The sequence below is a fragment of the Streptomyces longispororuber genome (assembly GCF_014656095.1).
In the GTDB taxonomy this organism is placed as follows: Bacteria; Actinomycetota; Actinomycetes; order Streptomycetales; family Streptomycetaceae; genus Streptomyces; species Streptomyces longispororuber.
The window spans coordinates 1-23,830 of record NZ_BNBT01000141.1 but is presented as its reverse complement, the minus strand read 5'-3'; the positions used below and the strand labels follow the sequence as shown (position 1 = coordinate 23,830).

General features: G+C 73.0%; 18 protein-coding genes, 1 tRNA gene and 1 riboswitch. Of the genes, 15 read left to right on the top strand and 4 right to left on the bottom strand.

Going from position 1 to position 23,830, the window contains the following annotated elements; all coding sequences use genetic code 11:
* The first annotated feature begins 58 nt into the window (after positions 1-58).
* From IE330_RS30780 to IE330_RS30725, 12 genes are all read left to right on the top strand, one after another.
* Positions 59-2,278 (top strand): N-6 DNA methylase, encoded by a 2,220-nt coding sequence (locus tag IE330_RS30780; RefSeq protein ID WP_190139450.1) that lies wholly within the window; start codon positions 59-61, stop codon positions 2,276-2,278.
* Between the two features lie 143 nt (positions 2,279-2,421).
* Entirely contained in the window at positions 2,422-3,078 is a 657-nt protein-coding gene (locus IE330_RS30775) for a hypothetical protein (RefSeq protein ID WP_190139449.1), read from the top strand.
* Positions 3,079-3,119: 41 nt separating this feature from the next.
* Positions 3,120-4,604: a serine/threonine-protein kinase gene (locus IE330_RS30770; RefSeq protein ID WP_268257366.1), complete on the top strand. Its 1,485-nt coding sequence runs from the start codon at positions 3,120-3,122 to the stop codon at positions 4,602-4,604.
* A 170-nt stretch (positions 4,605-4,774) separates the two neighbouring features.
* Entirely contained in the window at positions 4,775-5,407 is a 633-nt protein-coding gene (locus tag IE330_RS30765) for a SurA N-terminal domain-containing protein (protein WP_190139447.1), read from the top strand.
* Between the two features lie 511 nt (positions 5,408-5,918).
* Entirely contained in the window at positions 5,919-6,944 is a 1,026-nt protein-coding gene (locus IE330_RS30760; protein WP_373314763.1) for a nucleoside triphosphate pyrophosphohydrolase, read from the top strand.
* A gap of 143 nt (positions 6,945-7,087) precedes the next feature.
* Positions 7,088-8,386 carry a cytochrome P450 family protein gene (locus IE330_RS30755; RefSeq protein WP_190139445.1) on the top strand — a complete coding sequence of 433 codons (1,299 nt, stop codon included), beginning with the start codon at positions 7,088-7,090 and terminating at the stop codon, positions 8,384-8,386.
* Between the two features lie 129 nt (positions 8,387-8,515).
* On the top strand, positions 8,516-9,679 hold the full coding sequence (locus IE330_RS30750; protein ID WP_190139444.1) for a transglycosylase family protein: 1,164 nt from the start codon (positions 8,516-8,518) through the stop codon (positions 9,677-9,679).
* 182 nt (positions 9,680-9,861) lie between these two features.
* A riboswitch (cyclic di-AMP (ydaO/yuaA leader) is annotated at positions 9,862-10,058 on the top strand.
* A gap of 3 nt (positions 10,059-10,061) precedes the next feature.
* The gene (locus IE330_RS30745) at positions 10,062-10,832 is read left to right on the top strand and encodes a LysM peptidoglycan-binding domain-containing protein (protein ID WP_190139443.1); all 771 of its coding nucleotides are present in this window, start codon (positions 10,062-10,064) and stop codon (positions 10,830-10,832) included.
* 280 nt (positions 10,833-11,112) lie between these two features.
* Entirely contained in the window at positions 11,113-12,393 is a 1,281-nt protein-coding gene (gene eno / locus IE330_RS30740; protein WP_190139442.1) for a phosphopyruvate hydratase, read from the top strand.
* Between the two features lie 140 nt (positions 12,394-12,533).
* Complete coding sequence (locus tag IE330_RS30735) at positions 12,534-13,052, top strand: FtsB family cell division protein (RefSeq protein WP_190139441.1); 519 nt, start codon at positions 12,534-12,536, stop codon at positions 13,050-13,052.
* A 324-nt stretch (positions 13,053-13,376) separates the two neighbouring features.
* A complete protein-coding gene (locus IE330_RS30730; protein WP_190139440.1) occupies positions 13,377-13,898 on the top strand; it encodes a DUF501 domain-containing protein in 522 nt (173 codons plus the stop codon).
* Positions 13,899-14,337: 439 nt separating this feature from the next.
* Positions 14,338-15,288 (top strand): Ppx/GppA phosphatase family protein, encoded by a 951-nt coding sequence (locus tag IE330_RS30725; protein ID WP_190139439.1) that lies wholly within the window; start codon positions 14,338-14,340, stop codon positions 15,286-15,288.
* Positions 15,289-15,337: 49 nt separating this feature from the next.
* Here the strand turns inward: IE330_RS30725 and IE330_RS30720 are convergent, their stop codons facing one another.
* Positions 15,338-15,607, bottom strand: a complete 270-nt coding sequence (locus tag IE330_RS30720; protein ID WP_190139438.1) for a type II toxin-antitoxin system RelE family toxin — start codon at positions 15,605-15,607, stop codon at positions 15,338-15,340.
* Positions 15,604-15,876: a type II toxin-antitoxin system Phd/YefM family antitoxin gene (locus IE330_RS30715; protein WP_190139437.1), complete on the bottom strand. Its 273-nt coding sequence runs from the start codon at positions 15,874-15,876 to the stop codon at positions 15,604-15,606. The genes IE330_RS30720 and IE330_RS30715 overlap by 4 nt, the downstream gene beginning before the upstream one ends.
* Before the next feature lie 492 nt (positions 15,877-16,368).
* On the opposite strand from IE330_RS30715, the gene IE330_RS30710 reads away from it, so the two are divergent.
* Positions 16,369-17,754 carry an NAD(P)/FAD-dependent oxidoreductase gene (locus IE330_RS30710; protein ID WP_190139436.1) on the top strand — a complete coding sequence of 462 codons (1,386 nt, stop codon included), beginning with the start codon at positions 16,369-16,371 and terminating at the stop codon, positions 17,752-17,754.
* 201 nt (positions 17,755-17,955) lie between these two features.
* The gene (locus IE330_RS30705) at positions 17,956-19,254 is read left to right on the top strand and encodes an SAM-dependent methyltransferase (protein WP_190139435.1); all 1,299 of its coding nucleotides are present in this window, start codon (positions 17,956-17,958) and stop codon (positions 19,252-19,254) included.
* Positions 19,255-19,369: 115 nt separating this feature from the next.
* Here IE330_RS30705 and IE330_RS30700 read toward each other — a convergent pair whose 3' ends face one another.
* Together IE330_RS30700 and IE330_RS30695 are read right to left on the bottom strand one after the other, a co-directional pair.
* Complete coding sequence (locus IE330_RS30700; protein ID WP_190139434.1) at positions 19,370-21,889, bottom strand: ABC transporter permease; 2,520 nt, start codon at positions 21,887-21,889, stop codon at positions 19,370-19,372.
* 216 nt (positions 21,890-22,105) lie between these two features.
* Positions 22,106-22,876 (bottom strand): ABC transporter ATP-binding protein, encoded by a 771-nt coding sequence (locus tag IE330_RS30695; protein ID WP_190139433.1) that lies wholly within the window; start codon positions 22,874-22,876, stop codon positions 22,106-22,108.
* Positions 22,877-23,349: 473 nt separating this feature from the next.
* Here IE330_RS30695 and IE330_RS30690 point away from each other — a divergent pair.
* Positions 23,350-23,432: transfer RNA gene (locus IE330_RS30690), tRNA-Leu, on the top strand.
* The last annotated feature ends 398 nt before the right edge of the window (positions 23,433-23,830 follow it).

Genomic DNA, 23,830 nt, shown 5'->3' with positions numbered 1-23,830 from the left:
ACCGCACGGCGCACCGCACGGCACGCCTCCCGGCGCGGGCGGCGCCCCGGTCACCGAGGTGACCGCCGCCGGGATCGCCCGCCTCGCCGGCGTCGGCCGCGCCGCCGTCAGCAACTGGCGCCGCCGCCACGCCGACTTCCCCAAGCCCGTCGGCGGCACCGACACCAGCCCCTCCTTCGCGCTCGCCGAGGTCGAGCGGTGGCTTCGCGGCCAGGGCAAGCTCTCCGAGGTGCCGCTGCGCGAACGGGTCTGGCAGCAGCTCGCGGGCCACCCCGCGGGCCCGGTCACCGCCCTGCTGCACACCGGCTGCGCCCTGCTGCTCGTGCACGACCGGCACCCCGACTGGCTGCGGCTGAGCGCGGTGTCCGACGCGCACCTGGCCCGGCTGCTCCCGGACGCGCTGGACGCCGTGCTCACGCCGCGGTTCGGCAGGTACCGGCGCGGCCGGGGCGTGCGGGTGCCCGCCACCCCCGAACTCCTGCCGTCCGTCCCGCTGCTGCGCTCGGCCGCCGAGCTGGCGGCCGAGGTCGGCGCGCACACGGCGTACGAGTTCCTGCTCGGCCGCCACCTCGACGCCAACCCGCGCCAGTACACGCTCACCCCGCAGGGCCCCGCCGACCTCATGGCCGCGCTCGCCGGGCCCGCGCTGAGCGTGCTCGACCCCGCCTGCGGCACCGGCGCCCTGCTGCGCGCCGTGGCGCACCGCCCCGGCCGGCGCCTCCACGCCCAGGACAGCAGCCCCGACCTGGCCGCGCTGACCGCGCTGCGCCTGGCCCTCGGCGGCGAGCCCGGCGTCGAGGTGCGCACCGCGGCCGCCGACACGCTGCGCGCCGACGCGTACCCGGACCTGGCCGCCGACGCCGTCCTGTGCCACCCGCCGTTCAACGACCGCAACTGGGGCCACGACGAACTCGCGTACGACTCCCGCTGGGAGTACGGCCTGCCCGCGCGCACCGAGTCCGAACTGGCCTGGGTGCAGCACGCGCTGGCCCGGCTGCGCGACGGCGGCACCGCCGTGCTGCTGATGCCGCCCGCCGCGGCCTCCCGCCGCTCCGGCCGCCGCATCCGCGCGGACCTGCTGCGCCGGGGCGCCCTGCGCGCGGTGATCGCGCTGCCGCCGGGGGCGGCACCGCCGTACAACCTGCCGCTGCACGTGTGGGTCCTGCGCCGCCCGGGCCCCGGGGCGCCGCCCGCGTCCGAGGCGCTGCTCGTGGAGGCCGCCGAGGCGGCCACTGGCGACGGGAGGCACACCGACGGCCGGTACGCCGATGGCCGGTACGCCGACAGCAGGCACACCGACGGCCGCGACCCGCGGTCCTGGCCGCCGGTGCGGGACGCCGTGCTCGACGCGTACCACCGCTTCGAGCGGCACGGCACCCTCGCCGAGATCCCCGGCTTCGCGCTGTCGGTGCCGGTGCTCGACCTGCTCGACGACGAGGTGGACCTGGCGCCCGCGCGCAGGCTCCCGCCCCGGGCCGCGGGCGGCGGCGCCGAGGAGCTGCGCGAGGTCCGCGACCGGCTCGGCGCCACGCTGCGCCTGACCGCCGGCCTCACCCCGCCGCCCGCCGAACCCGGCACGCCCGGCACGGAGCGCTGGCCGCTCACCACCGTCGGCGAACTCGCGCGGGCCGGCGCCCTGGTGATCCGCACCGGCGGCACCGGCGCCGAGGCCGGGGTGCCGGTCCTCACCGACCACGACGTCTTCACCGGCACGCCCCCCGCCGCCCCGGCCGGCCCGGTCGCGCGCCAGGACGCCGGGCTCCGTGACGCCGCGCCTCAGGACGCCGCCGCACTCCAGGACGCCCCGTCCGGCCGGGCCGAGCGGCCCGTGCTCACCGAGCCCGGTGACGTCGTCGTCCCCGTCTCCGGCGGCGGCGCGGCCGCCCGCGTCGTCGACGAGGCCACCGCGGGCGCCGCGCTCGGCCGCGGCCTGACCCTGCTGCGCCCCGACCCGGCCGCGCTCGACTGCTGGTTCCTCGCCGGGTTCCTGCGCGGCACCGCCAACAACCGCCAGGCCAGCAGCTACGCCTCCACCTCGGCCCGGCTCGACGTACGCCGCCTGCAACTGCCCCGGCTGCCGCTGGCCGCCCAGCGCGGCTACGGCGAGCGGTTCCGGGCGCTCGCCGCCTTCGAGGACGCGCTGCGGCTCGCGGGCCGCCTCGGCGAGCAACTGGTGCGCGGCATGTACGACGGCCTCGCGGACGGCACGGTGTCCCCGAACGGGCCCGTGCCCCCGCAGGCACAGGCGCAGGCGCAGGCACAGGAACCCCAGGAGTGACACCGCCCCGCTCTCGCCGCCCGGGCGGTACGTGACCGGGACGACAACGGTTCGGTACAACCCGAGCGGGACCACCGGAGTCGGCCTATACGCTCGTCCTCTCAACTGTCCGCTGTCCGCCCCGTCAGGTACCTGGAGCAGCCATGCACGGCCACGGCTACGCGCCGCCGCCCCCACCGGCCCCTTCCGCGGGCTCGCAGGTGACGCTGCGCGTGCTCTTCGTCGTGCTCGCCTTCCTGACGTGCGGCTTCCTGGCGTGGGCCGCGATGCTGCGGCTCGCGCTCGTGACCCGCAAGGCGCGGGACTGGTTCCTGTTCGTGGTGGTCGTCGCGCTCGACGTGACGGCCGCCGTCCTCATCGGGATCGATCCCGGCGACGAGGAGTTCACCGGGACCGGCAACGCGGGCATGACGATCCTCATCGCCAGCTTCGTGGCGGTCACCGCCTACTACCTGACCATGGAGATCCGCCACTTCGCCAAGCTCGCCGAGGCCGGGGCACGGGACCCGTACCGGCAGCAGTACACCGCCTACCCGGCCCCGCAGCCGCACCCCACCGCGTACGGCTACCCGCAGCAGACCCTGCCCGCCCCGGCCCCGCAGCCCCCCGCCTCGCCCGGCCCGCCCGCGCCCGGCCCGCACCAGGCGCCCGCCGCGCCGCACACGCCCACGCACACGCCCACGCCCGGCGTGCCCACCCCGCCCGTCCGCCCCGCGCCGGTCCGCATCGAGCAGGTCCGCGCCGAGCTGGACGAGCTGAGCGACTACCTGCGCCGGCAGGAAGGCGGCGGCCGGCCGTGACGCGCGGGACCGACCGGCGCGTCGTCGCCGGGCGCTACGAGCTGTCGACGCTCATCGGCCAGGGCGGCATGGGCCAGGTCTGGACGGCGTACGACCAGCGCCTCGACCGCCGCGTCGCGGTCAAGCTGCTCCGCCCGGACAAGGTCGCGGGCGCCGAGGCCGACGAGCTGCGCCGCCGCTTCGTCCGCGAGTGCCGGGTCACCGCGCAGGTCGACCACCCCGGCCTGGTCACCGTGCACGACGCGGGCAGCGACGACGACGACCTCTACCTGGTCATGCAGTACGTCGACGGCGCCGACCTCGGCGACCACCTCGCCGAGCACACCCCCTACCCCTGGACCTGGGCGGTCGCCGTGGCCGCGCAGCTCTGCGCCGTGCTCTCCGCGGTGCACGCCGTGCCGATCGTGCACCGCGACCTCAAGCCGCGGAACGTGATGGTCCGCCAGGACGGCACCCTCACCATCCTCGACCTCGGCATCGCCTCGGTGATGGACACCGACACCACCCGCCTCACCCACACCGGCTCCCCGATCGGCAGCCCCTCGTACATGGCGCCGGAGCAGGCCATGGGCGGCGCCGTCGGCCCGTACACGGACCTGTACGCGCTCGGCGTGCTGCTGCACGAACTCCTCAGCGGCGACGTGCCGTTCTCCGGCTCCACCGCCCTCGGCGTCCTGCACCGCCACCTCTACGAGCCGCCGCTCCCGGTACGCCGGCTGCGCCCCGAGGTCCCCGAGGCGCTGGAGGCCCTGGTGCTGCGCCTGCTCGCCAAGGACCCCCAGCACCGGCCCGGCAGCGCCCAGGACGTGTACGAGCACCTGGAGCCGCTGCTGCCCGCGCGCTCCGCGCCGTCCGGCCACCCGCTCGACCCGACGCGCCCGTTCCTGCGCCCGCACGCGCCCTGGCCCGACCGCGCGGCGACCCCGGCGGCCACCCCGCAGGCCCAGGCGCCCCGGCCCGGCCACGGCCAGGACGTCGCCCGCGCCGTCGACGAGGTCAAGCGGCTGCTCGGCGAGGGGCGCATCACCCAGGCCGTGGACGTGCTCGGCGCGATCCTGCCGGCCGCCGCCGCCCAGCACGGCGAGCACTCACCCGTCGTACGGACCCTGCGCAAGCAGTACGCGGCCACGCTCATGGACGACGGCCAGTACCGGCGCGCGCTGCCCGAGCTGCGCCGCCTCGCCGACGAGCGCGCCGCCGAGTCCGGCCACGCCGACCCGCAGTCGCTCCAGTTCCGCTACGAGGCCGCGCAGTGCCTGGAGCAACTGGGCGAACCGGCGGCGGCCCTGGCCGAGTACCGCGCGCTGCTCCCCTACTACGAGAACCAGTACGCCACGGACGACATCCGCCAGTCCCTGGAGATCCGCCGCCGCATCGGGCAGCTCCTCCTCGCCCTCGGCGACCGCTCGGCCGCGCACGACATCCTGGCGCGGCTCGTCCTGGACGCCGAGCGGGTGCACGGGATCGGGCACCCGTTCCCGGCGGAGATCCGCCGGACCCTGCAGTGGCTGGGGCACGTCGGTTAGGGCGGTTTCGCCCCCGCGCGGGTGCCCCGCCCCGCGGCGGATCGTTGGTCGTGGGGCAGCTCCCGTACGAAGTAGCGGGAGAAGGGTGGCCGAGACGACCCCCGCTGCCTACCATCGATCACCGCAAGACTTTGTGCAGCGAAGCACAATCTCTCCACCGGGAGGCCAACTTGCACCGCCGTCGTCGCACCGCGCTCCTCCTCACCGCCGCAGCCGTCACCGCGGCCCCCCTCCTGACCGCCTGCGGCGGCGAAGCGCGCCCCGGCGCCGCGGCCGTCGTGGGCGACGACCGCATCACCGTCGCGCAACTGGAGAACCGGGTGAACGAGGTCCGCTCCGCGCAGCGGGCCGCCGTCCCCGACGAGCGGCAGTACGAGCAGGTCATCGCCAAGACCGGCGGCCTGGCGCGGAACACGCTGCACACGATGGTCCTCGACCGCGTGCTGCACCGGGCGGCGAAGGACGCCGGGGTCACGGTCACGCGCAAGGAGATCCAGACCACGCGCGGCCAGATGGAGAAGCAGGCGGGCGGCCGCGAGGCCCTGGAGACGGGGTGGCTCCAGCAGTACAACGTGGCGCCCCGGCACCTCGAGGCGAGCATCCGCACCGAGATCGAGGCCAGGAAGCTGGCGGCGGAGCTTGGCGCGGACATGAACTCCCCGGCGGGTCAGGAGGCCTTCTGGAAGGCCCTGAGCACGTCGTCCAGGGCGTTGGACGTGAAGCTGAATCCGCGCTATGGCGCGTGGGACGCCGCGAAGAACAAGCGCACCGACGTGAAGCTCCCCTGGCTGAGGGAGGCCTGACCCCTGGCCCCGCTCCCACCCACCCGCCCTTCCATCGGCCTGGCGGCCTCGTCCTCAAACGCCGGACGGGCTGCGAGCGCCCGCGTCCCGCCATCGTCGCCCGCCGGTGATCCACCGCTCCGCGGCGGATGTCCCCCCACCCACCCGCCCTTCCATCGGCCTGGCGGCCTCGTCCTCAAGCGCCGGACGGGCTGCATTCGTCCGCCGGGCGCCGTCGTCGGCTGCCGGGCCGCCGACGACGGCGGGTCGAGGAGATTCCAGCCCGTCCGGCGTTTGAGGACGAGGCGCGGAGCGCCAATTGGCGGGGGGGGAGGGGCGGAGCCCCGGACGGAAACGGTGGGAATGCGGGGATCTCCAGCCCGTCCGGCGTTTGAGGACGAGGTGCGGAGCGCCGATGCGGGGGAGAGGGGCGGAGCCCCAGACGGAAGCAGCGGGGGGCGGGGGCGGCAGGCCTCGGTTCGGGGTGGGGTGGGGCTGGGGTGTAGCCGTGGGGCGCGGCCCCGCTCCAGGCGTGGGTTACGTTCGACCCGTGAACGAAACCCCGCCAGGCCCCGGAGGCCGCCTCGTCCTGCTCACCACCAGCCACCGCGTGGCCCCCGGCCAACTGTCCTGGCCCGCCTGGCAGGCCCTGCACGGCGCGGACCAGGTTTTGTGCGCCGACCCCGCGCACCCCCAGCTCCCGTACCTCCGCGAGGCCGGCGTCGCCGTCGAGCACGCCGCGCCCACCGCCGAGGAACTGGTACGGGCCTGCGAGGGCGGCCGCACGGTGCTGGTCGTCGCCACCGCCGAGGGCGACCGCCGACTGACGGACGGCCTGGCCCGCCTCGCGGGCTCGGGCCGCCACACGATGCCGGACCTGGAGCTGCTCCCCGGTTCGTACGACCTGCCCGGCGCCCGCCTCCTGGACCTCGTCCAGGTCATGGACCGCATCCGCGCCGAGTGCCCCTGGTCCTCGCAGCAGACGCACAAGGGCCTGGCCAAGTACGCCATCGAGGAGGCGTACGAGCTGGTCGAGGCGATCGAGGACATGGAGCATCGGGACCGCGACGGCCGGGACGAGCTCCGTGAGGAACTGGGCGACGTCCTGCTCCAGGTGGTGTTCCACGCCCGCATCGCGGAGGAGGACGAGCAGGCGCCGTTCTCGGTGGACGACGTGGCGGCCACGATCGTCGACAAGCTCATCCACCGTCACCCGCACGTCTTCGGCGAGGACACCGCGTCCACCCCGGAGGAGGTGAAGGAGCACTGGCGGCGCACCAAGGCCGAGGAGAAGCAGCGCGACTCCCTCACCGAGGGCATCCCCCTCGGCCAGCCGGGCCTGGCGCTCGCGGCCAAGCTGGCCTCCCGCGTCCGTACGGAGGGGCTGAGCGTCCCGCTGCCGAAGGGCGAGGGCATCGGCTACGAACTCCTGGCCATGGCCGTCCGCGCGGAAGCGGAGGGCACCGACCCCGAGGCGGCCCTGCGGGCGGCGGGCCGCGCCTACCGGGACGCGATCGTGGCGGCCGAGCGGGAACAGTCCAGCCCGTCCGGCGTCTGAGGACGAGGCGAGAAGCGCCGAAGAAGGGGGAAAGGGGCGGAGCCCCGGACGAGAAGGGCGGGGGCCCGGGGGCGGCAGCCACCGGTTCGGGAAGGGGCGGGCCTGGGGCGCCCCGCGAGGCCCCGCCGGATACCGTCGGGCGCATGCACGACCAGCCCCCACCCGCCACCCCCGAGCCCGCACTCTTCACCTGGGAGTTCGCGAGCAACCCGTACCCCGCCTACGCCTGGCTGCGCCAGCACGCCCCGGTCACCAAGCGGCGCCTGCCCAGCGGCGTGGAGGCCTGGCTGGTCACGCGGTACGCGGACGCGCGGCAGGCGCTCGCCGACCCGCGCCTGAGCAAGAACCCGGCGCACCACGACGAGCCCGCGCACGCCAAGGGCAAGACCGGCATCCCGGGCGAGCGCAAGGCCGAGCTGATGACGCATCTGCTCAACATCGACCCGCCGGACCACACCCGGCTGCGGCGGCTCGTGTCGAAGGCGTTCACGCCGCGCCGGGTGGCGGAGTTCGCGCCGCGGGTGCAGGAGCTGACCGACCGGCTCATCGACGGCTTCGCGGAGAGGGGGGAGGCCGACCTCATCCACGAGTTCGCGTTCCCGCTGCCGATCTACGCCATCTGCGACATGCTCGGCGTCCCCCGCGAGGACCAGGACGACTTCCGGGACTGGGCCGGGATGATGATCCGGCACGGCGGCGGGCCCCGCGGCGGCGTCGCGCGGTCCGTGAAGAAGATGCGCGGCTACCTCGCCGACCTCATCCACCGGAAGCGCGAGTCCCTCGGGGACGACGGCGACGACGACCTGATCTCCGGGCTCATCCGCGCCTCCGACCACGGCGAGCACCTCACCGAGAACGAGGCCGCCGCCATGGCCTTCATCCTGCTGTTCGCGGGCTTCGAGACCACCGTGAACCTCATCGGCAACGGTACGTACGCGCTCCTCACCCACCCCGCCGAGCGCGAGCGGCTGCAGCGCTCCCTCGCCGCGGGCGACACCGCCCTGCTCGCCACCGGCGTCGAGGAGCTGCTCCGCTTCGACGGGCCCGTGGAGCTGGCCACCTGGCGGTTCGCCACCGAGCCGCTGCGGATGGGCGGTCAGGACATCGCGGCGGGCGACCCGGTGCTCGTCGTGCTCGCCGCCGCCGACCGCGACCCGGCGCGCTTCGCCGAGCCCGACGTCCTCGACCTCGCCCGCCGTGACAACCAGCATCTCGGCTACGGCCACGGCATCCACTACTGCCTCGGCGCGCCGCTCGCCCGCCTGGAGGGGCGGACGGCGCTGGCCACCCTGCTGCGACGGCTGCCGGACCTGCAACTGGACGCCGCGCCCGAGGAGTTGCGGTGGCGCGGGGGGCTCATCATGCGGGGCCTGCGGACCCTGCCGGTGCGTTTCACACCGGCCCCGCGGGTCACTCGTCCTGACGGGCCGTCAACGATGTGACTTTTATGTGATCTCCGCTGAACCGACTTGTGACTGACGTTCGACTGCGGCTACTTTCACGACGGCCCGGCACCCGTGCCCCCGCGCACCCGTGCCGTGCCCGTCCTGTCGTCCACGAAAGGCACCTGCATGCTCTCCGGCCAAGGCCGTCACCGCCGCCCCCGTCAGGCCCCGGCGATCCTCGTCGCGGTGGGCGTCACCGGTTCCGCCATCGCCCTGCCGCTGCTCGGCGCCACGAGCGCGAACGCGGCGGACGCCGAGACATGGGACAAGGTCGCGGACTGCGAGAGCGGCGGCGCGTGGAGCGCCAAGGGCAGCGGCTACTACGGCGGCCTCCAGCTCACCCAGGAGACCTGGGAGCAGTACGGCGGCCTGTCCTACGCCCCGAGCGCCGACCAGGCCAGCCGCTCCCAGCAGATCGCCATCGCCGAGAACGTCCTCCGCGACCAGGGCCCCGACGCCTGGCCGAACTGCGCCCCGGCGGCGGGCCTCACCAAGGGCGGCGAGGCGGCCGACGTCGACCCGGGTCTGCCCTCGACCCCGCCCTCGAAGGGTTCTGACGGCTCCTCGGGCGACGACGGCGCCTCCGGAAGGGACGCCGACCGCGGCTCCGGCAAGGACGCCGACGACGAGCCGTCCGGCGCCGACAGCGACACGCGAGACAAGAATCACGATACGGGCGAAACGCCCGACCAGGACGCATCGGACCGCGCGGGCACCGGCAAGCACCGCAAACCCGGCGACTCCGGTGACTCCGCCGACTCCGGTGACTCCGGCAGGACGGCGCCCGAGGGGTCGGCCGACCGTACGGGCGGCGACGGCACATCCGCCGGGGGCGGCGCCACGTCGCCGGACGACACGGATGCATCCGACGCTTCCGGTGGCTCCGACGGCCCCGCTGACGGCTCGTCGGGCGGCTCCGGGACGCCCGGCTCCCCCGGTGGCGAGGACGCCGACCGGCCCTCCGGCCGCCACCGCGGCGAGCCCGCCGGGGACGACGCCTCGTCCGGCGGCGAGGACGCCGGCGCGGGCCGGCACGCCTCGCGCGGCGAGGCGCGGCAGAAGCCCGGTGCCGGGTCCGGCGCGCAGACGTACACCGTCCGCTCCGGGGACAACCTCTCCGCCATCGCGGACACCCATGGCCTTGACGGCGGCTGGACGAGTCTCTACGCGGAGAACAAGAAGACCGTCGGCTCCGACCCGGACCTCATCCTCCCCGGTCAGCGGCTTGAACTGGACGAGAAGACGAAAGCCGGAACCAAGGAGAAGTCGGGCGCGAAGCACGGCAGTTGAGCGGTCACTTCGCGATGAATGTCCGGTTTGAAGATGGTGAGGGGCAAGTGAGAGATGGGTCTCAGAAGCCCTGATCGTCTTTGAAATTCGGCTGATCGCCTGTCTACGGTCATGAGCGCTCGCCACAGCGGGCCCCGCCGGTCGGTACGCCGAATCCTGCCACCGCCGGACGGGAACAGTCGTCGCGTCAAGCGCCGAAGGCAGGAGCGGGGGACCCAAGGTAAGCGCCGGGCCCGGACGTTGGACGGCCGCGCAGCAGCGCGGCGGTCCGGACGCACGGGAACGGCTAGGGGTGAAGTCGCTGCGCTAGGCCGCAGGGACCGGGCACTCACCCGCCCGAACCCGACAGCTCACCTCGCAGGCGTCGGTGAGGGGATCAATCATGCTGTTTTCCGGCAAGGGCAAGCACCGCCGCGCGACCAAGCTCGACAAGGCCACCCGTGCCGTCACCGTCGCCGGTGTGGCCGGCGCCGCCGTCGCCGCCCCGCTGGTGACCGCGGGCACCGCCAGCGCCGCCACCGCCTCCGAGTGGGACCGGGTCGCCCAGTGCGAGTCCGGCGGCAACTGGTCGATCAACACGGGCAACGGTTACTACGGCGGCCTCCAGTTCTCCGCCTCCACCTGGGCGGCGTACGGCGGCACCGCCTACGCGCCCACCGCCGACAAGGCCAGCAAGTCCCAGCAGATCGCCGTCGCCCAGAAGGTCCTCGCGGGCCAGGGCAAGGGCGCCTGGCCGAAGTGCGGCGTGGGCCTGTCCGGCGCCGCGTACAACGGCGGCGGCTCCTCCGGCGGCTCCCAGCAGCAGGCGCAGCCGCAGCAGCAGCGGCCCCAGCAGCAGGCGCAGCCGCAGCAGCAGGCCAAGCCGCAGGTCCAGCCGCAGCAGCAGGCCCAGCCCAAGCCGCAGGCGCAGCCGCAGCACCAGCCGCAGCAGGCCGCCCCGCAGGTCGAGACCAAGAAGACCGTCCAGACCCCGACCGGCAAGGTCGTGAAGAAGGGCGACGGCGAGTACAAGGTCGAGACCGGCGACACCCTCTCCAAGATCGCCCAGGAGCACGGTGTCAAGGGCGGCTGGCAGAAGCTGTACCAGCTCAACGACGACATCGTCGACGACGCCGACGTCATCTACCCGGGCCAGCAGCTCCACCTCGGCTGAGGCCCCGCCCCGGGCGGCCACCGGCCGCCCAGGCCCCGGTGAGGGGCCACCACCCCGTCCCCACGGGCAGCCGTCCCGGTGCGCGACCCCCGTCGCACCGGGGCGGTACCTTTTTGTCCGGTAGTTTGTTCCGTGAGGGAACTATCGGCCTCCGGTTCTGTCCGGGGACCGGGCGGTCGGCTGGCCGATGCCCCCGGGCCGGTTAGGCTCGTGTCGCAGGGGCCAGCGCGGCCCCATGTACCCCCGCGTACCCCGCGTCACATCCCAGAAGGAGATGCTCGTGCCGTCCATCGACGTCGTCGTAGCCCGGGAAATCCTGGACTCCCGAGGCAACCCCACGGTCGAGGTCGAGGTCGGCCTCGACGACGGGTCCACCGGCCGTGCGGCCGTCCCGTCCGGCGCCTCCACCGGCGCCTTCGAGGCCATCGAACTCCGTGACGGAGACGCCAACCGCTACGGCGGCAAGGGCGTCGAGAAGGCCGTCCTCGCCGTCATCGAGCAGATCGGCCCGGAGCTCGTCGGCTACGACGCCACCGAGCAGCGCCTGATCGACCAGGCCATGTTCGACCTGGACGCCACCGACAACAAGGGCTCCCTCGGCGCCAACGCCATCCTCGGCGTCTCCCTCGCCGTGGCCCACGCCGCCTCCGAGGCCTCGGACCTGCCGCTCTTCCGCTACCTGGGCGGCCCCAACGCGCACCTCCTGCCGGTGCCGATGATGAACATCCTGAACGGCGGGTCCCACGCGGACTCCAACGTCGACATCCAGGAGTTCATGATCGCCCCGATCGGCGCGGAGTCCTTCTCCGAGGCCCTGCGCTGGGGCGCCGAGGTCTACCACACGCTGAAGAAGGTCCTGAAGAACAAGGGCCTGTCCACCGGCCTCGGCGACGAGGGCGGCTTCGCCCCGAACCTGGAGTCCAACCGCGCCGCCCTCGACCTCATCGTCGAGGCCATCCAGGAGGCCGGCTACACCCCCGGCGAGCAGATCGCGCTCGCGCTCGACGTCGCCGCGTCCGAGTTCTACAAGGACGGCGCCTACGAGTTCGAGGGCAAGACCCGCTCCGCCGCCGAGATGACCGAGTACTACGCCGAGCTCGTCTCCGCGTACCCGCTGGTCTCCATCGAGGACCCGCTGTACGAGGACGACTGGGACGGCTGGAAGGTCATCACCGAGAAGCTGGGCGAGAAGGTCCAGATCGTCGGCGACGACCTCTTCGTCACCAACCCCGAGCGCCTCCAGCGCGGCATCGACGAGAACGCCGCCAACGCGCTGCTCGTCAAGGTCAACCAGATCGGCTCGCTCACCGAGACCCTGGACGCCGTCGAGCTGGCCCAGCGCAACGGCTTCAAGTGCATGATGTCGCACCGCTCCGGCGAGACCGAGGACGTCACCATCGCCGACCTCGCCGTCGCCGTGAACTGCGGCCAGATCAAGACCGGCGCCCCGGCCCGCTCGGACCGCGTCGCCAAGTACAACCAGCTCCTGCGCATCGAGGAGATCCTCGACGACGCCGCGGTCTACGCCGGCCGCAGCGCCTTCCCGCGCTTCAAGGGCTGACCCCGGCTGCGGCGCGCCTTCGGCTGAAGCTCCCTCGGGTGCGGCTCCCTCGGATGAAGCGCTAGCCAGTCGTCCGGACGTCCCCGTACTCGGTCCCGTACCGTGTGCGGGGACGTACGCACGTACAGGGGAGGCGGGACATGGCAGTGAAGAACCGCGACCGGTTCTCCACCGCGACGAGGCTGCGGCTGCTCGGCGAGCAGACCGCCGAGCGCGTCTACCGCTCCCAGACCAAGCGCCAGGCCCGGCGCTCCCGGCTCACCGGCCGGGCCGCGCTGCTCGTCCTCGTGGTCTGCTCGCTGGTCGTGGCGCTCGCGTACCCGATGCGGCAGTACGTCTCGCAGCGCGGCGAGATCGCCGACCAGCGGCGCAGGCAGGCCGAGCACCGCGAGAACGTGGAGCGGCTGCGGGACGAGAAGGCCCGCTGGCAGGACGACGCGTACGCGGAGCAGCGCATCCGGGAGCGGCTGCACTACGTGATGCCCGGCGAGACCGGCTTCACGGTGATCGACCCACGCGCCGCCGAGCGGCACCGCCCCGACGAGAACGGGGCCGCGCGGCCCTGGTACTCGAACGTGTGGGACGGCGTCGACAAGGCCGACAAGTCCGCCGACAAGGTCTCCGGCAAGGTCGCCGGCAAGGCCGACGAGCCCGGCTAGGCGCGTGGTCCCTCGCACGGGTGGCGCCGCCCGGGGCTCCGCGGCGACGGGGGCTTCGCGGCGACGGGCCTTCGCGTCGGTGGGGGCTTCGTCCGGAGGCAGGCGGGTGCAGGGCGTCGGCGCCGCGGGCGCGGGCGCCGACCGTACGTGTTCGACGCGCCCGCCTCTCCCGCCCCGCCCGCCTCTCCCGCGCCGCCCAGACCGACTTGGCCCGCTCCACCAGCCCTCACCAGCTCCACCCAGTCCCACCAGCTTGACCAGTCCCACCAGCTTGACCAGCTTCACCAGCCCCACCCAACCCATCGCACCGACCGGAAGACAGGCATGGAAACGCCCCCGCCCCAGACCGAGCCCACCGCGCCCACGGACGCCGACATCGCCGCCTTCCAGGAGCAGTTGGGCCGCCCGCCGCGCGGCCTGCGGGCCATCGCGCACCGCTGCCCCTGCGGCAACCCGGACGTGGTGGAGACGGCGCCGCGCCTGGAGGACGGTACGCCGTTCCCGACGACGTACTACCTGACCTGCCCGCGCGCGGCCTCCGCGATCGGCACGCTCGAGGCCAACGGCGTCATGAAGGAGATGACGGAGCGGCTCGCCTCCGACCCGGAGCTGGCCGCGGCGTACCGGGCCGCGCACGAGGACTACCTCGCGCGGCGCGACGCCATCGAGGTGCTGGAGGGGTTCCCCTCGGCGGGGGGCATGCCGGACCGGGTGAAGTGCCTGCACGTGCTGGTCGCGCACTCGCTGGCCGCGGGGCCCGGGGTGAACCCGCTCGGGGACGAGGCGCTCGCGATGCTGCCGGAGTGGTGGAACAAGGGCCCCTGCGTGGCGGCTGAGGCGGGCTGAGCGAGGCCTTCCCGCCCACCGCCCGTGCCTGCCTGGCTTCGCCTGGCGGGCCGGATGTGACTGGCCCCCGGCACGGCGCGGCCGCTGTCGGGGGGGTGCCGTCCCGCACCACCCAGCCCAGCCGAAGAACCCGGTAAAGGCCCCCGCCCAGGCCACGCGGAGAACCCGCTGAAGCCCCCGCCCACCCCACCCGAAGAACCCGCTGAAGGCCCCCGGCCCGGCCCCGTGGTGGGACACACCAAGCCCCGCCAAGGCGCCAGCCGGTGCGCCGCCGGAGGCGCCGGTCATGGCGCCCCCGCCGGCGGGCGGTGCGCCACCGCCCCCCGCGCCGCTACCGTGGGCGAGCCCCGGTGCCCCTGCCGGGGCGGGTGGGGGAGGAAGTCCCGCCCGCGAGGGCGGCCGTACCGCGCCGCCCGTCAACGACAAGGAGCACCACACCGTGACCCGCGTGGCCGCCATCGACTGCGGCACGAACTCCATCCGCCTCCTCGTGGCGGACGCCGACCCCGCCACGGGCCGCCTCGTGGACCTCGACCGCCGTATGCGGATCGTCCGCCTCGGCCAGGGCGTCGACAGGACCGGCCGCCTCGCGCCCGAGGCGCTGGAGCGGACCTTCGCGGCCTGCCGCGAGTACGCCGCCGTCATCAAGGAACTCGGCGCGGAGCGCACCCGCTTCGTGGCCACCTCCGCCTCCCGCGACGCCGAGAACCGCGAGGACTTCGTCCGCGGCGTCCTGGACATCCTCGGCGTCGAGCCGGAGGTGATCAGCGGCGACCAGGAGGCGGAGTTCTCCTTCACGGGCGCCACCAAGGAGCTGACGGGCCGTACGGACCTGGCCACGCCCTACCTCGTCGTGGACATCGGCGGCGGCTCCACCGAGTTCGTCGTCGGCGACGACCGCGTGCGCGCGGCCCGCTCGGTGGACGTCGGCTGCGTCCGCATGACCGAGCGTCACTTCGTACGGGACGGCGCCGTCGCCGACCCGCCGTCGGACGGGCAGCTCGCCGCCGTCCGCGCGGACATCGAGGCGGCCCTGGACCTCGCCGAGGAGACGGTCCCGCTGCGCGAGGCGGCCACCCTCGTGGGGCTCGCCGGATCGGTCACCACGGTCGCCGGGATCGCCCTCGGCCTCGACGCGTACGACTCCGCCGCGATCCACCACGCGCGGGTGTCGTACGACCAGGTGAAGGAGATCGCCGAGCGGCTCGCGGGCGCCACGCACGCCGAGCGTGCCGCGATCCCGGTGATGCACCCGGGCCGCGTCGACGTGATCGTCGCCGGTGCCCTCGTCCTCCTGGCGATCATGGAGCGGACCGGTGCCCGCGAGGTCGTCGTGAGCGAGCACGACATCCTCGACGGCATCGCCTGGAGTTGCGCGTCCACCGAGTGACCTTTGTGCGCGATCCTCGACGGCATCGGCTGGTCCCTGGCCTGACCGCCTACAGGTTGCGGCAGACGCCCCGCCGGTCGCCCACCGTGACGTCGAGGATGCGGAGATCACCGTCGTTGACCTGGTAGGCGACCCGGTAGCTTCCGACTCGGAGCCGGTAGAGCCCGGACGGGCCGGTGAGCTCCTTGACGTCGGCGTCCTCGCGGTACGGGTCCTCACCGAGCGCGGTCAGCGCGGTCAGGATGCGCATGGCGTCAAGCCGGCTGATGGCCCGGAGCTGCCGCTGCGCGGCCGTGGTGAACCTGAAGGCGTACTTCACACCGCCTCGCCGCCCCGCTCGGTGAACAGGTCCGCCAGCAGTTCCGCCATCGTCACCGTGGGACCGCCCTCGGTCAGGATCGCTTCGGCTTCGCGCGCCAGCATGACGTCGGCTGCTTCCTCCAGCGCTTCGAAGTCCGCGATCGGGACTACGGCTGCCACCGGAGCGCCGTTGCGCGTGATGACGGTCGGAACGCCGTCCTCGGCCCGGTTGATGTGGTCGGCGAGGTGCGCGCGGGCTTCTCGGACCGTCACGGTGTTCTCCGTCATGAAAGCAATGTACGCACGCGCGTGTACACGCGGCCCTGTTCGGAGCGTCGCGTCCATGGGCAGTCCTCGACGGCGTCGGCTGGATCAACGCCTGAGCAGCGACGACGACGTTTGAGCGGGCCCCGGGTGGCTTTCGGGGCGCGGAGGTGACGGCTTGTCGGAAAACTTCGTGAAGTTCTTCACAAGGAAAACGGCCCTGTTGAGTGCGGTTCTCAGGAGTTCCGGGCCCGGCAGCGGGGTTTTGAAGGCGCGCGGCTGACGCTCTGATCGCTTCGCAGGCGGTACGGCGATGCGGCCCGGGAAGTGGTTCACCGGGGTCCGTGGCCAGGAGTGGCTGTTCACGGGGGCTTGACAACGAATCGGGGTACTCTCTGGTTCCCCCGGAGTGTCATGACCTCCGTCACGTGAGCGGCGAAGTGTAGCAGAGGCCCCAGCGAACCTTGTGAAGGGGCGCACGAGCGACCCCCGCGTGAGGGGTGGATACTCGATGGCATGAGCACCACGGAGCGTCCCAGGATCCTCGTAGTAGGCGGTGGGTACGTAGGCCTGTACGCAGCTCGACGCATTCTCAAGAAGATGCGTTACGGCGAGGCGACCGTCACGGTCGTCGACCCCCGGTCGTACATGACCTACCAGCCCTTCCTCCCCGAAGCCGCCGCCGGCAGCATCTCGCCGCGGCACGTCGTCGTCCCGCTGCGACGCGTGCTGCCCAAGGCCGAGGTACTGACCGGTCGGGTCACGACCATCGACCAGGACCGCAAGGTCGCCACGATCGCGCCGCTCGTCGGCGAGGCGTACGAGCTGCCCTTCGACTACCTGGTCATCGCGATGGGCGCGGTCTCCCGCACCTTCCCGATCCCCGGCCTCGCCGAGCAGGGCATCGGCATGAAGGGCATCGAGGAGGCCATCGGCCTGCGCAACCACGTCCTCGAGCAGCTCGACAAGGCCGACTCGACGACCGACGAGGAGGTCCGCCGCAAGGCGCTGACCTTCGTCTTCGTGGGCGGCGGCTTCGCCGGCGCGGAGACGATCGGCGAGGTCGAGGACATGGCCCGCGACGCGGCGAAGTACTACAAGAGCGTGTCGCGCGACGACATGCGCTTCATCCTCGTCGACGCCGCCGACAAGATCCTGCCCGAGGTCGGCCCGAAGCTCGGCCAGTACGGCAAGGAGCACCTGGAGAGCCGCGGGGTCGAGGTCTACCTCTCCACCTCCATGGACTCCTGCGTCGACGGCCACGTCGTGCTGAAGAACGGCCTGGAGGTCGACTCCAGCACCATCGTGTGGACCGCCGGCGTGAAGCCGAACCCGGCCCTCGCCCGCTTCGGCCTGCCGCTCGGCCCCCGCGGCCACGTCGACACCGCCGCGACCCTCCAGGTCCAGGGCACCGACTACATCTGGGCCGCGGGCGACAACGCCCAGGTCCCGGACCTCGTCGGCCGCAAGAACGGCAACGAGAACGCCTGGTGCCCGCCGAACGCCCAGCACGCGCTGCGCCAGGCCAAGGTCCTCGGCGACAACGTGATCTCCGGCATGCGGGGCTTCCCGCAGAAGGAGTACAGCCACGCCAACAAGGGCGCGGTCGCGGGCCTCGGCCTGCACAAGGGCGTCGCGATGATCGTCTTCGGCAAGATGAAGATCAAGCTGCGCGGCCGCCTCGCCTGGTACATGCACCGCGCGTACCACGGCATGGCGATGCCGACCTTCAACCGCAAGATCCGCGTGTTCGCGGACTGGACGCTCGGCATGTTCCTCAAGCGCGAGGTCGTGTCGCTCGGCGCCATCGAGTCTCCCCGCGAGGAGTTCTACGAGGCCGCCAAGCCGGCGCCCAAGCCCGCCGCCGCCTCCGCCCCGGCGGAGAAGGCCAAGGCCTCCTAGGCCGGGCCGCTCGCAGCAGCAGCCCGAAGGGCCCCCGCTATCCGTGGAGCGGGGGCCCTTCGGGCTTTTTCGGCCGTTCTACGTGTGGCATGCACGTATTTTGCCCATCCGTGACGCCGGGACGGGACTGCGCCGCCATTCTGTTGGTGTTGACGTGGAGACGGACCGTTCCGGGGATACCCCATTGCGGAGGTGTGTGCCATGCAGGACGCCGCTTCGCGGCTGAAGGACATTGCCGAGCAGGTACTGGGAGCGCCGCTCCCGGTCCGTGTCCGCGCCTGGGACGGTTCGGAGGCGGGCCCGCCCGGGACGCCCGTACTCGTCGTACGCCACCGGCGCGCGCTGCGCCGCCTGCTGTGGAAGCCCGGCGAGCTCGGCCTCGCGCGGGCCTGGGTGGCGGGCGACCTCGACGTCGAGGGCGACCTGTACCGGGCGCTCGACCTGCTCGCCGAGTTCATCTGGGAGCGCGGCGAGGACGCCCCGGGGCTCGTCGACTCGCTGCGCGACCCCCAGGTGCGCGCCGCCGCCCGCTCGCTGCTCGCGCTCGCCGCGCCGTTCGTGCCGCCGCCCGTGCCGCGCGAGGAGATGCGCAGGCACGGCAGGCTGCACCGGCACACCAAGGGCAGCGACAGACAGGCCGTCAGCCACCACTACGACGTCGGCAACGACTTCTACGCCCTGGTGCTCGGCCCGTCCATGGTCTACTCCTGCGCCTACTGGGCCACGCCCGAGGCCACCCTGGAGGACGCCCAGCGCGACAAGCTCGAACTGGTCTGCCGCAAGCTCGGCCTGCGGCCCGGCATGCGCCTCCTGGACGTCGGCTGCGGCTGGGGCTCGATGGCCGTGCACGCCGCCCGTGAGCACGGCGTGCGCGTCGTCGGCGTCACGCTCTCCCGCGAGCAGGCCGCGTACGCCCGCAAGCGGGTCGCCGAGGAGGGCCTGACCGACCGCGTCGAGATCCGCGTCCAGGACTACCGCGACGTACGCGACGGCCCCTACGACGCGATCTCCTCCATCGGCATGGCCGAGCACGTCGGCGCCGAGCGCTACCTGGAGTACGCGAGCGACCTGTACCGGCTCCTCGCGCCGGGCGGGCGGCTGCTCAACCACCAGATCGCGCGCCGCCCGCTGCGCGACGAGTCGGCGTACTCCGTGGACGAGTTCATCGACGCGTACGTCTTCCCCGACGGCGAGCTGGCCCCGCTCGGCACGACGGTCTCCCTCCTGGAGCGCGCCGGCTTCGAGGTCCGCGACGTGGAGGCCCTGCGCGAGCACTACGCCCACACCCTGCGCCACTGGGTCGCCAACCTGGAGGCCCACTGGCCCGAGGGCGTCCGCCTCACCTCTCCCGCCAGGGCCCGCATCTGGCGCCTCTACATGGCCGCCTCCGCCCTCGCCTTCGAACGCAACCGCATCGGCGTCAACCAGGTCCTGGCCGTCCGCACCCCGGAGAACGGCGAGTCCGGACTCCCCCTGCGCGCCCGCGAGTGGCGGGCATAGCCCGTCCGGCGTTTGAGGACGAGCCGCGAAGCGGCAACAAGGGGGGAAAGGGGCGCAGCCCCATAAGACGACGGGCCCCGGGCGGAGGAAACCGCCCAGGGCCCAGGGGCCAGGCCTAGTCGGACTTGATGGCCTGCAAGGGGTTGAGCCGTGCCGCGCTCCGCGCGGGCCACACCGCGGCGAGCACGCCCACCACCGCCGCGACGGCGAGGAAGAGCACGATCCGCCCGGCGGGGATCTCCATCGTGTACGTCTTCACGGTGCCGGCGATGCTGTCGCCCGCGACCCACCCGAGGAACAGGCCGAGGCCGACCCCGAGCACCGCGCCGAACAGGGAGATCACGACGGACTCCAGGCGCACCATCTGCTTGATCTTCGCGCGGTCGAGGCCGATCGCGCGGAGCATGCCGATCTCGTGCTTCCGCTCGAAGACGGACATCGCGAGGGTGTTGATCACGCCGAGGACCGCGACCAGGATGGCCATGGCGAGCAGCCCGTACAGCATGTTCAGCATCATGTTGATGGCGCCGCCGATCTCGTCGCTGAGGGCGTCCTTGTCCTGGATCTTGATGGCGGGGTTGTCGCCGAGGGCCTTGACGATCTTGTCCTCGGCGGCGTCGGAGGCGCCGCCCTTCATCTTCAGCAGGACCTGCTGGTCGCTGATCTTGTTCAGGTGCGGGTCGACCACGGAGGTGGGGGCGAACAGGCCGTCGACCATCTCGTTGGGCTCGTAGACGCCGCCCACCTTCAGCCGGGCCGTCTTGTCGTCGTCGAACTCCACCGGGACGGTGTCGCCCGCCTTCAGGCCCTTGTCGTCGGCGAACGGCTTGTCGACGAGGACGGCGCCGGCCTTCAGTGCGGCGGCCGAGCCGCTGGTGTAGTCGAGGCTGACCAGCTTGTCGAAGGACGCCGCGTCGACGCCGGTGATCCGGGTGTACGAGCCGTCGGCCTCGCCGGAGGCGGTGCGCATCGGGGTGGACGCCGCCACCTCGGGCAGCTTGTCGAGCTGCGTGCGGACCTTGGGAGTCAGCGGCTGGTAGTTCGCCATGGAGACGATGTAGTCGGCGCGCATGGAGTCGGCGGCCATCTTGTTGATGGCGCTGCCCATGGAGGTGGCGACGACCGTCATCGCGGTGACCAGGGTCAGACCGATCATCAGGGCCGAGGCCGTGGACGCCGTACGGCGCGGGTTGCGCAGCGAGTTGAGGCGCGACAGCTTGCCGGTGACGCCGAACGGCTTGAGCAGCGGCCCGGCGGCGGCGATGAACGGGCGGGCGAGCAGCGGCGTGAGGACGATGACGCCGACGAGGATCACCCCGGAGCCGCCGGCCTTCACGTAGTTGTCCTTCATGAAGAGCATGACCACGCCGAGCGCGACGATGAGCGAGCCGATCGTGTTGCGCACCACCAGGCCGCGCACGGTCGGTGCCGCGTGCACGCTGTTCATCGCGGCGACCGGCGGGATCTTCGCGGCGCGGCGGCCCGGCAGCCAGGCGGCGAGCATGGTCACGACGACGCCGATGACCAGCGCGGTGACGACCGTGGTCGGGCCGATGACCAGCGGCCCGTCGGGCAGCGTGGCGCCGCCCGCGTTCATCAGGGCCTCCAGGCCCACGGCCACGCCGATGCCGAGCGCGAAGCCCGCGACGGCGGCGATCAGGCCGACGAGGAACGCCTCGATGAGCACCGAGCGCGTGACCTGGCGGCGCGAGGCGCCGACGGCCCGCATCAGGGCCAGCTCCTTGGTGCGCTGGGCGACCAGCATGGTGAAGGTGTTGGCGATGATGAAGATGCCGACGAACAGCGCGATCCCGGCGAAGATCAGCAGCACCTGGCTCATGGACTCGGTGTTCTGCTCGATCATCCGGTCCTGGTCGGCCTTGAGGGAGGCCCCGGTCTCCGCCTCGGTGTCCTTGGGCAGGATCTTCTCGACGGCGCTCTTGAGCGCGGCCTCGGAGGTGCCCGCGGCGGCCTTCACGTCGATCTCGTCGTACTCGGTCTTGTTGAGGACCTCGCGCGCGGTGCGGTTGTCGAACACGACGAGGCTGCCGCCCGCGACGACGCTGCCGTCGTCGGTGTCGAAGACGCCGGAGACCTTCGCGGTGCGCACCGGGCCGTCGGTGGAGTAGCGGACGGTGTCGCCGACCCGGTAGCCGGTGCGGTCGGCGGTGCTGCTGTCGAGCGCGATCTGGTCGGCGGACTTCGGGGCGGCGCCCTCGGTGAAGTCGTAGCGCGGGTCCTTGCCGCTCCCGCCCGGGTAGTAGTTGGCGCCGGTGGTGCCCCAGTCGCCGCCGACGAGCTTGCCGTCCTTGTCGGCGAGCGCGGCGAAGCCGGAGTACGTGCCGATCGCGGAACCGGCGCCGGGCAGGCCCTTGGCCTTCGCGAGCAGCTTGTCGGTCAGGCGGGGCGGCTGCTTGCCGTCCTGGCTGCCGTCGTCGGGGCCGCCGCCGTGCTGGCGGATGGCGACCGAGACGTGGTCGAAGCTCTTCGCCGACTTGTTCTTGTAGGCGGAGCCGAAGGTGTCGGTGAAGACCAGGGTGCCGGAGACGAACGCGACGCCGAGCATGACGGCGAGCACGGTCATCAGCAGCCGGGCCTTGTGCGCGAGCACATTGCGCAGGGCGGTACGGAACATGGGTGTGAGTCCTGGTGAGGGGCGGGCCGGTCGGTACGGGCCCGGCGGGGGGTGCCCCGCAGGGGCGCGGGGTTGTTTCGCTGTGCGGCCGCCGCGTGGGCGCGCTCGGCCGCGGACGGCCCGCGGGTGTGCGGCGCAGCGCCCGCACGGCGGGGAGGCGCGCCCGCACGGCGGGGGCAGGGGCTTGGGGTGGCGGGGAAGGGGCCTGGCGCGGCCCTAGCTGACGCGTCCCTTCGCGTCGAAGTCCTTCATCCGGTCCAGCACGCGCTCGGCGCTCGGCTGGAACATCTCGTCGACGATCCGCCCGTCCGCCAGGAAGATCACGCGGTCCGCGTACGACGCGGCGACCGGGTCGTGGGTCACCATGACGACGGTCTGGCCGAGCTCCCGCACCGAGTTGCGCAGGAAGCCGAGCACCTCGGCGCCCGAGCGCGAGTCGAGGTTGCCGGTCGGCTCGTCGCCGAAGATGATCTCCGGCTGGGAGGCCAGGGCGCGGGCCACGGCGACGCGCTGCTGCTGGCCGCCGGAGAGCTCGGTGGGCCGGTGCGAGAGCCGCCCGGCCAGGCCCACCATGGAGATGACCTGCTCCAGCCACTGCTTGTCGACCTTGCGGCCCGCGATGTCCATGGGGAGCGTGATGTTCTCCAGGGCGGTCAGGGTGGGCAGCAGGTTGAACGCCTGGAAGATGAAGCCGATCTTGTCGCGGCGGAGCTTGGTGAGCTGCTTGTCCTTGAGCGTCGACAGCTCGGTCTCGCCGATGCGCACCGACCCGGAGCTGAAGCTGTCCAGACCGGCCACACAGTGCATCAGCGTGGACTTGCCGGAGCCCGAGGGGCCCATGATCGCGGTGAACTGGCCCTGCCCGAAGTCCACGGACACCCGGTCCAGGGCGACCACCTGGGTCTCGCCCTGGCCGTAGACCTTGGACAGATCCGTGGCGCGCGCGGCCACGGCGGTGGCGTGGGTGGCGAAGGAAGTGGTGGTCACGGGGTGGTGCTCCTGTCGGGACGACGGGTCGGGGGGACGTACTCCATCGTCTTGCCGGAAAGGAGGCGGGGAGTCAGCCGCTGTTCCGGTTCCTGGGGGCGACTCCGGTCGGACTCGCCGCAGTCATGTCATACCTGGGGATGACGGCGGTCCCCGAGACACGATCGGGGGAAGCGCTTGATGCACGGTCCGGTCGCGGTCGAGCGCGCGCACGGCGCACGACGGGGCGCGGAACGGTCCGGGGAGGGTAGAGAACGCTTGCGGTGGGGTGGGTGCGGAGACGGCTAAATTCCGTCAATTCCCTCCTGTGCGGGGGCCCTGGCCGACGAGGCCTGCGGCAAGTACCACCGGCGCGTACCAGGTGCTGATGCACCCTCAGACGTCAATAAAATAAGACAACGTCGGGCTGCCGTTCCGCTATTCGGGGGATGCCTCCCGATAGGGTCGAATCCTTGATGCGGAGCCCACGGCCTGCCCGGATGGTGGAATGCAGACACGGCGAGCTTAAACCTCGCTGCCCTTCGTGGGCGTACCGGTTCAAGTCCGGTTCCGGGCACCTCCGTGACCGTCGTGACCGGGGGTTCCGGCGATGCCGTGCCGGGCCGCGCGGCCTGCTGACGTTTCATCAACTCGCCTCTACGTACGGGCTGTTGGCGACGGCGACCGACGCCACCCTCCCGCGAGGCCGAGCGGCATGGCGAAGCGACCGACGCCTCCGGCGTGGGAGGCCGGATCGACCACCGCCTCGCCCGCGTCGTCCACCTCGACGTGCAGTAAGCCGCCGTGGTGTCCGGGGCGGGGGCGTAGAGCTCCCCGGCGCCCGGCCCCTCGCGGGGGCGCCCCAGGCCCACCCCTTTCCCGAAACCAGGGGCTGCCGCCCCTGGACCCCGCTCTTTCGGCGCTCCGCGCCTCGTCCTCAAACGCCGGACGGGCTAGGGGATAGCCCGTCCGGCG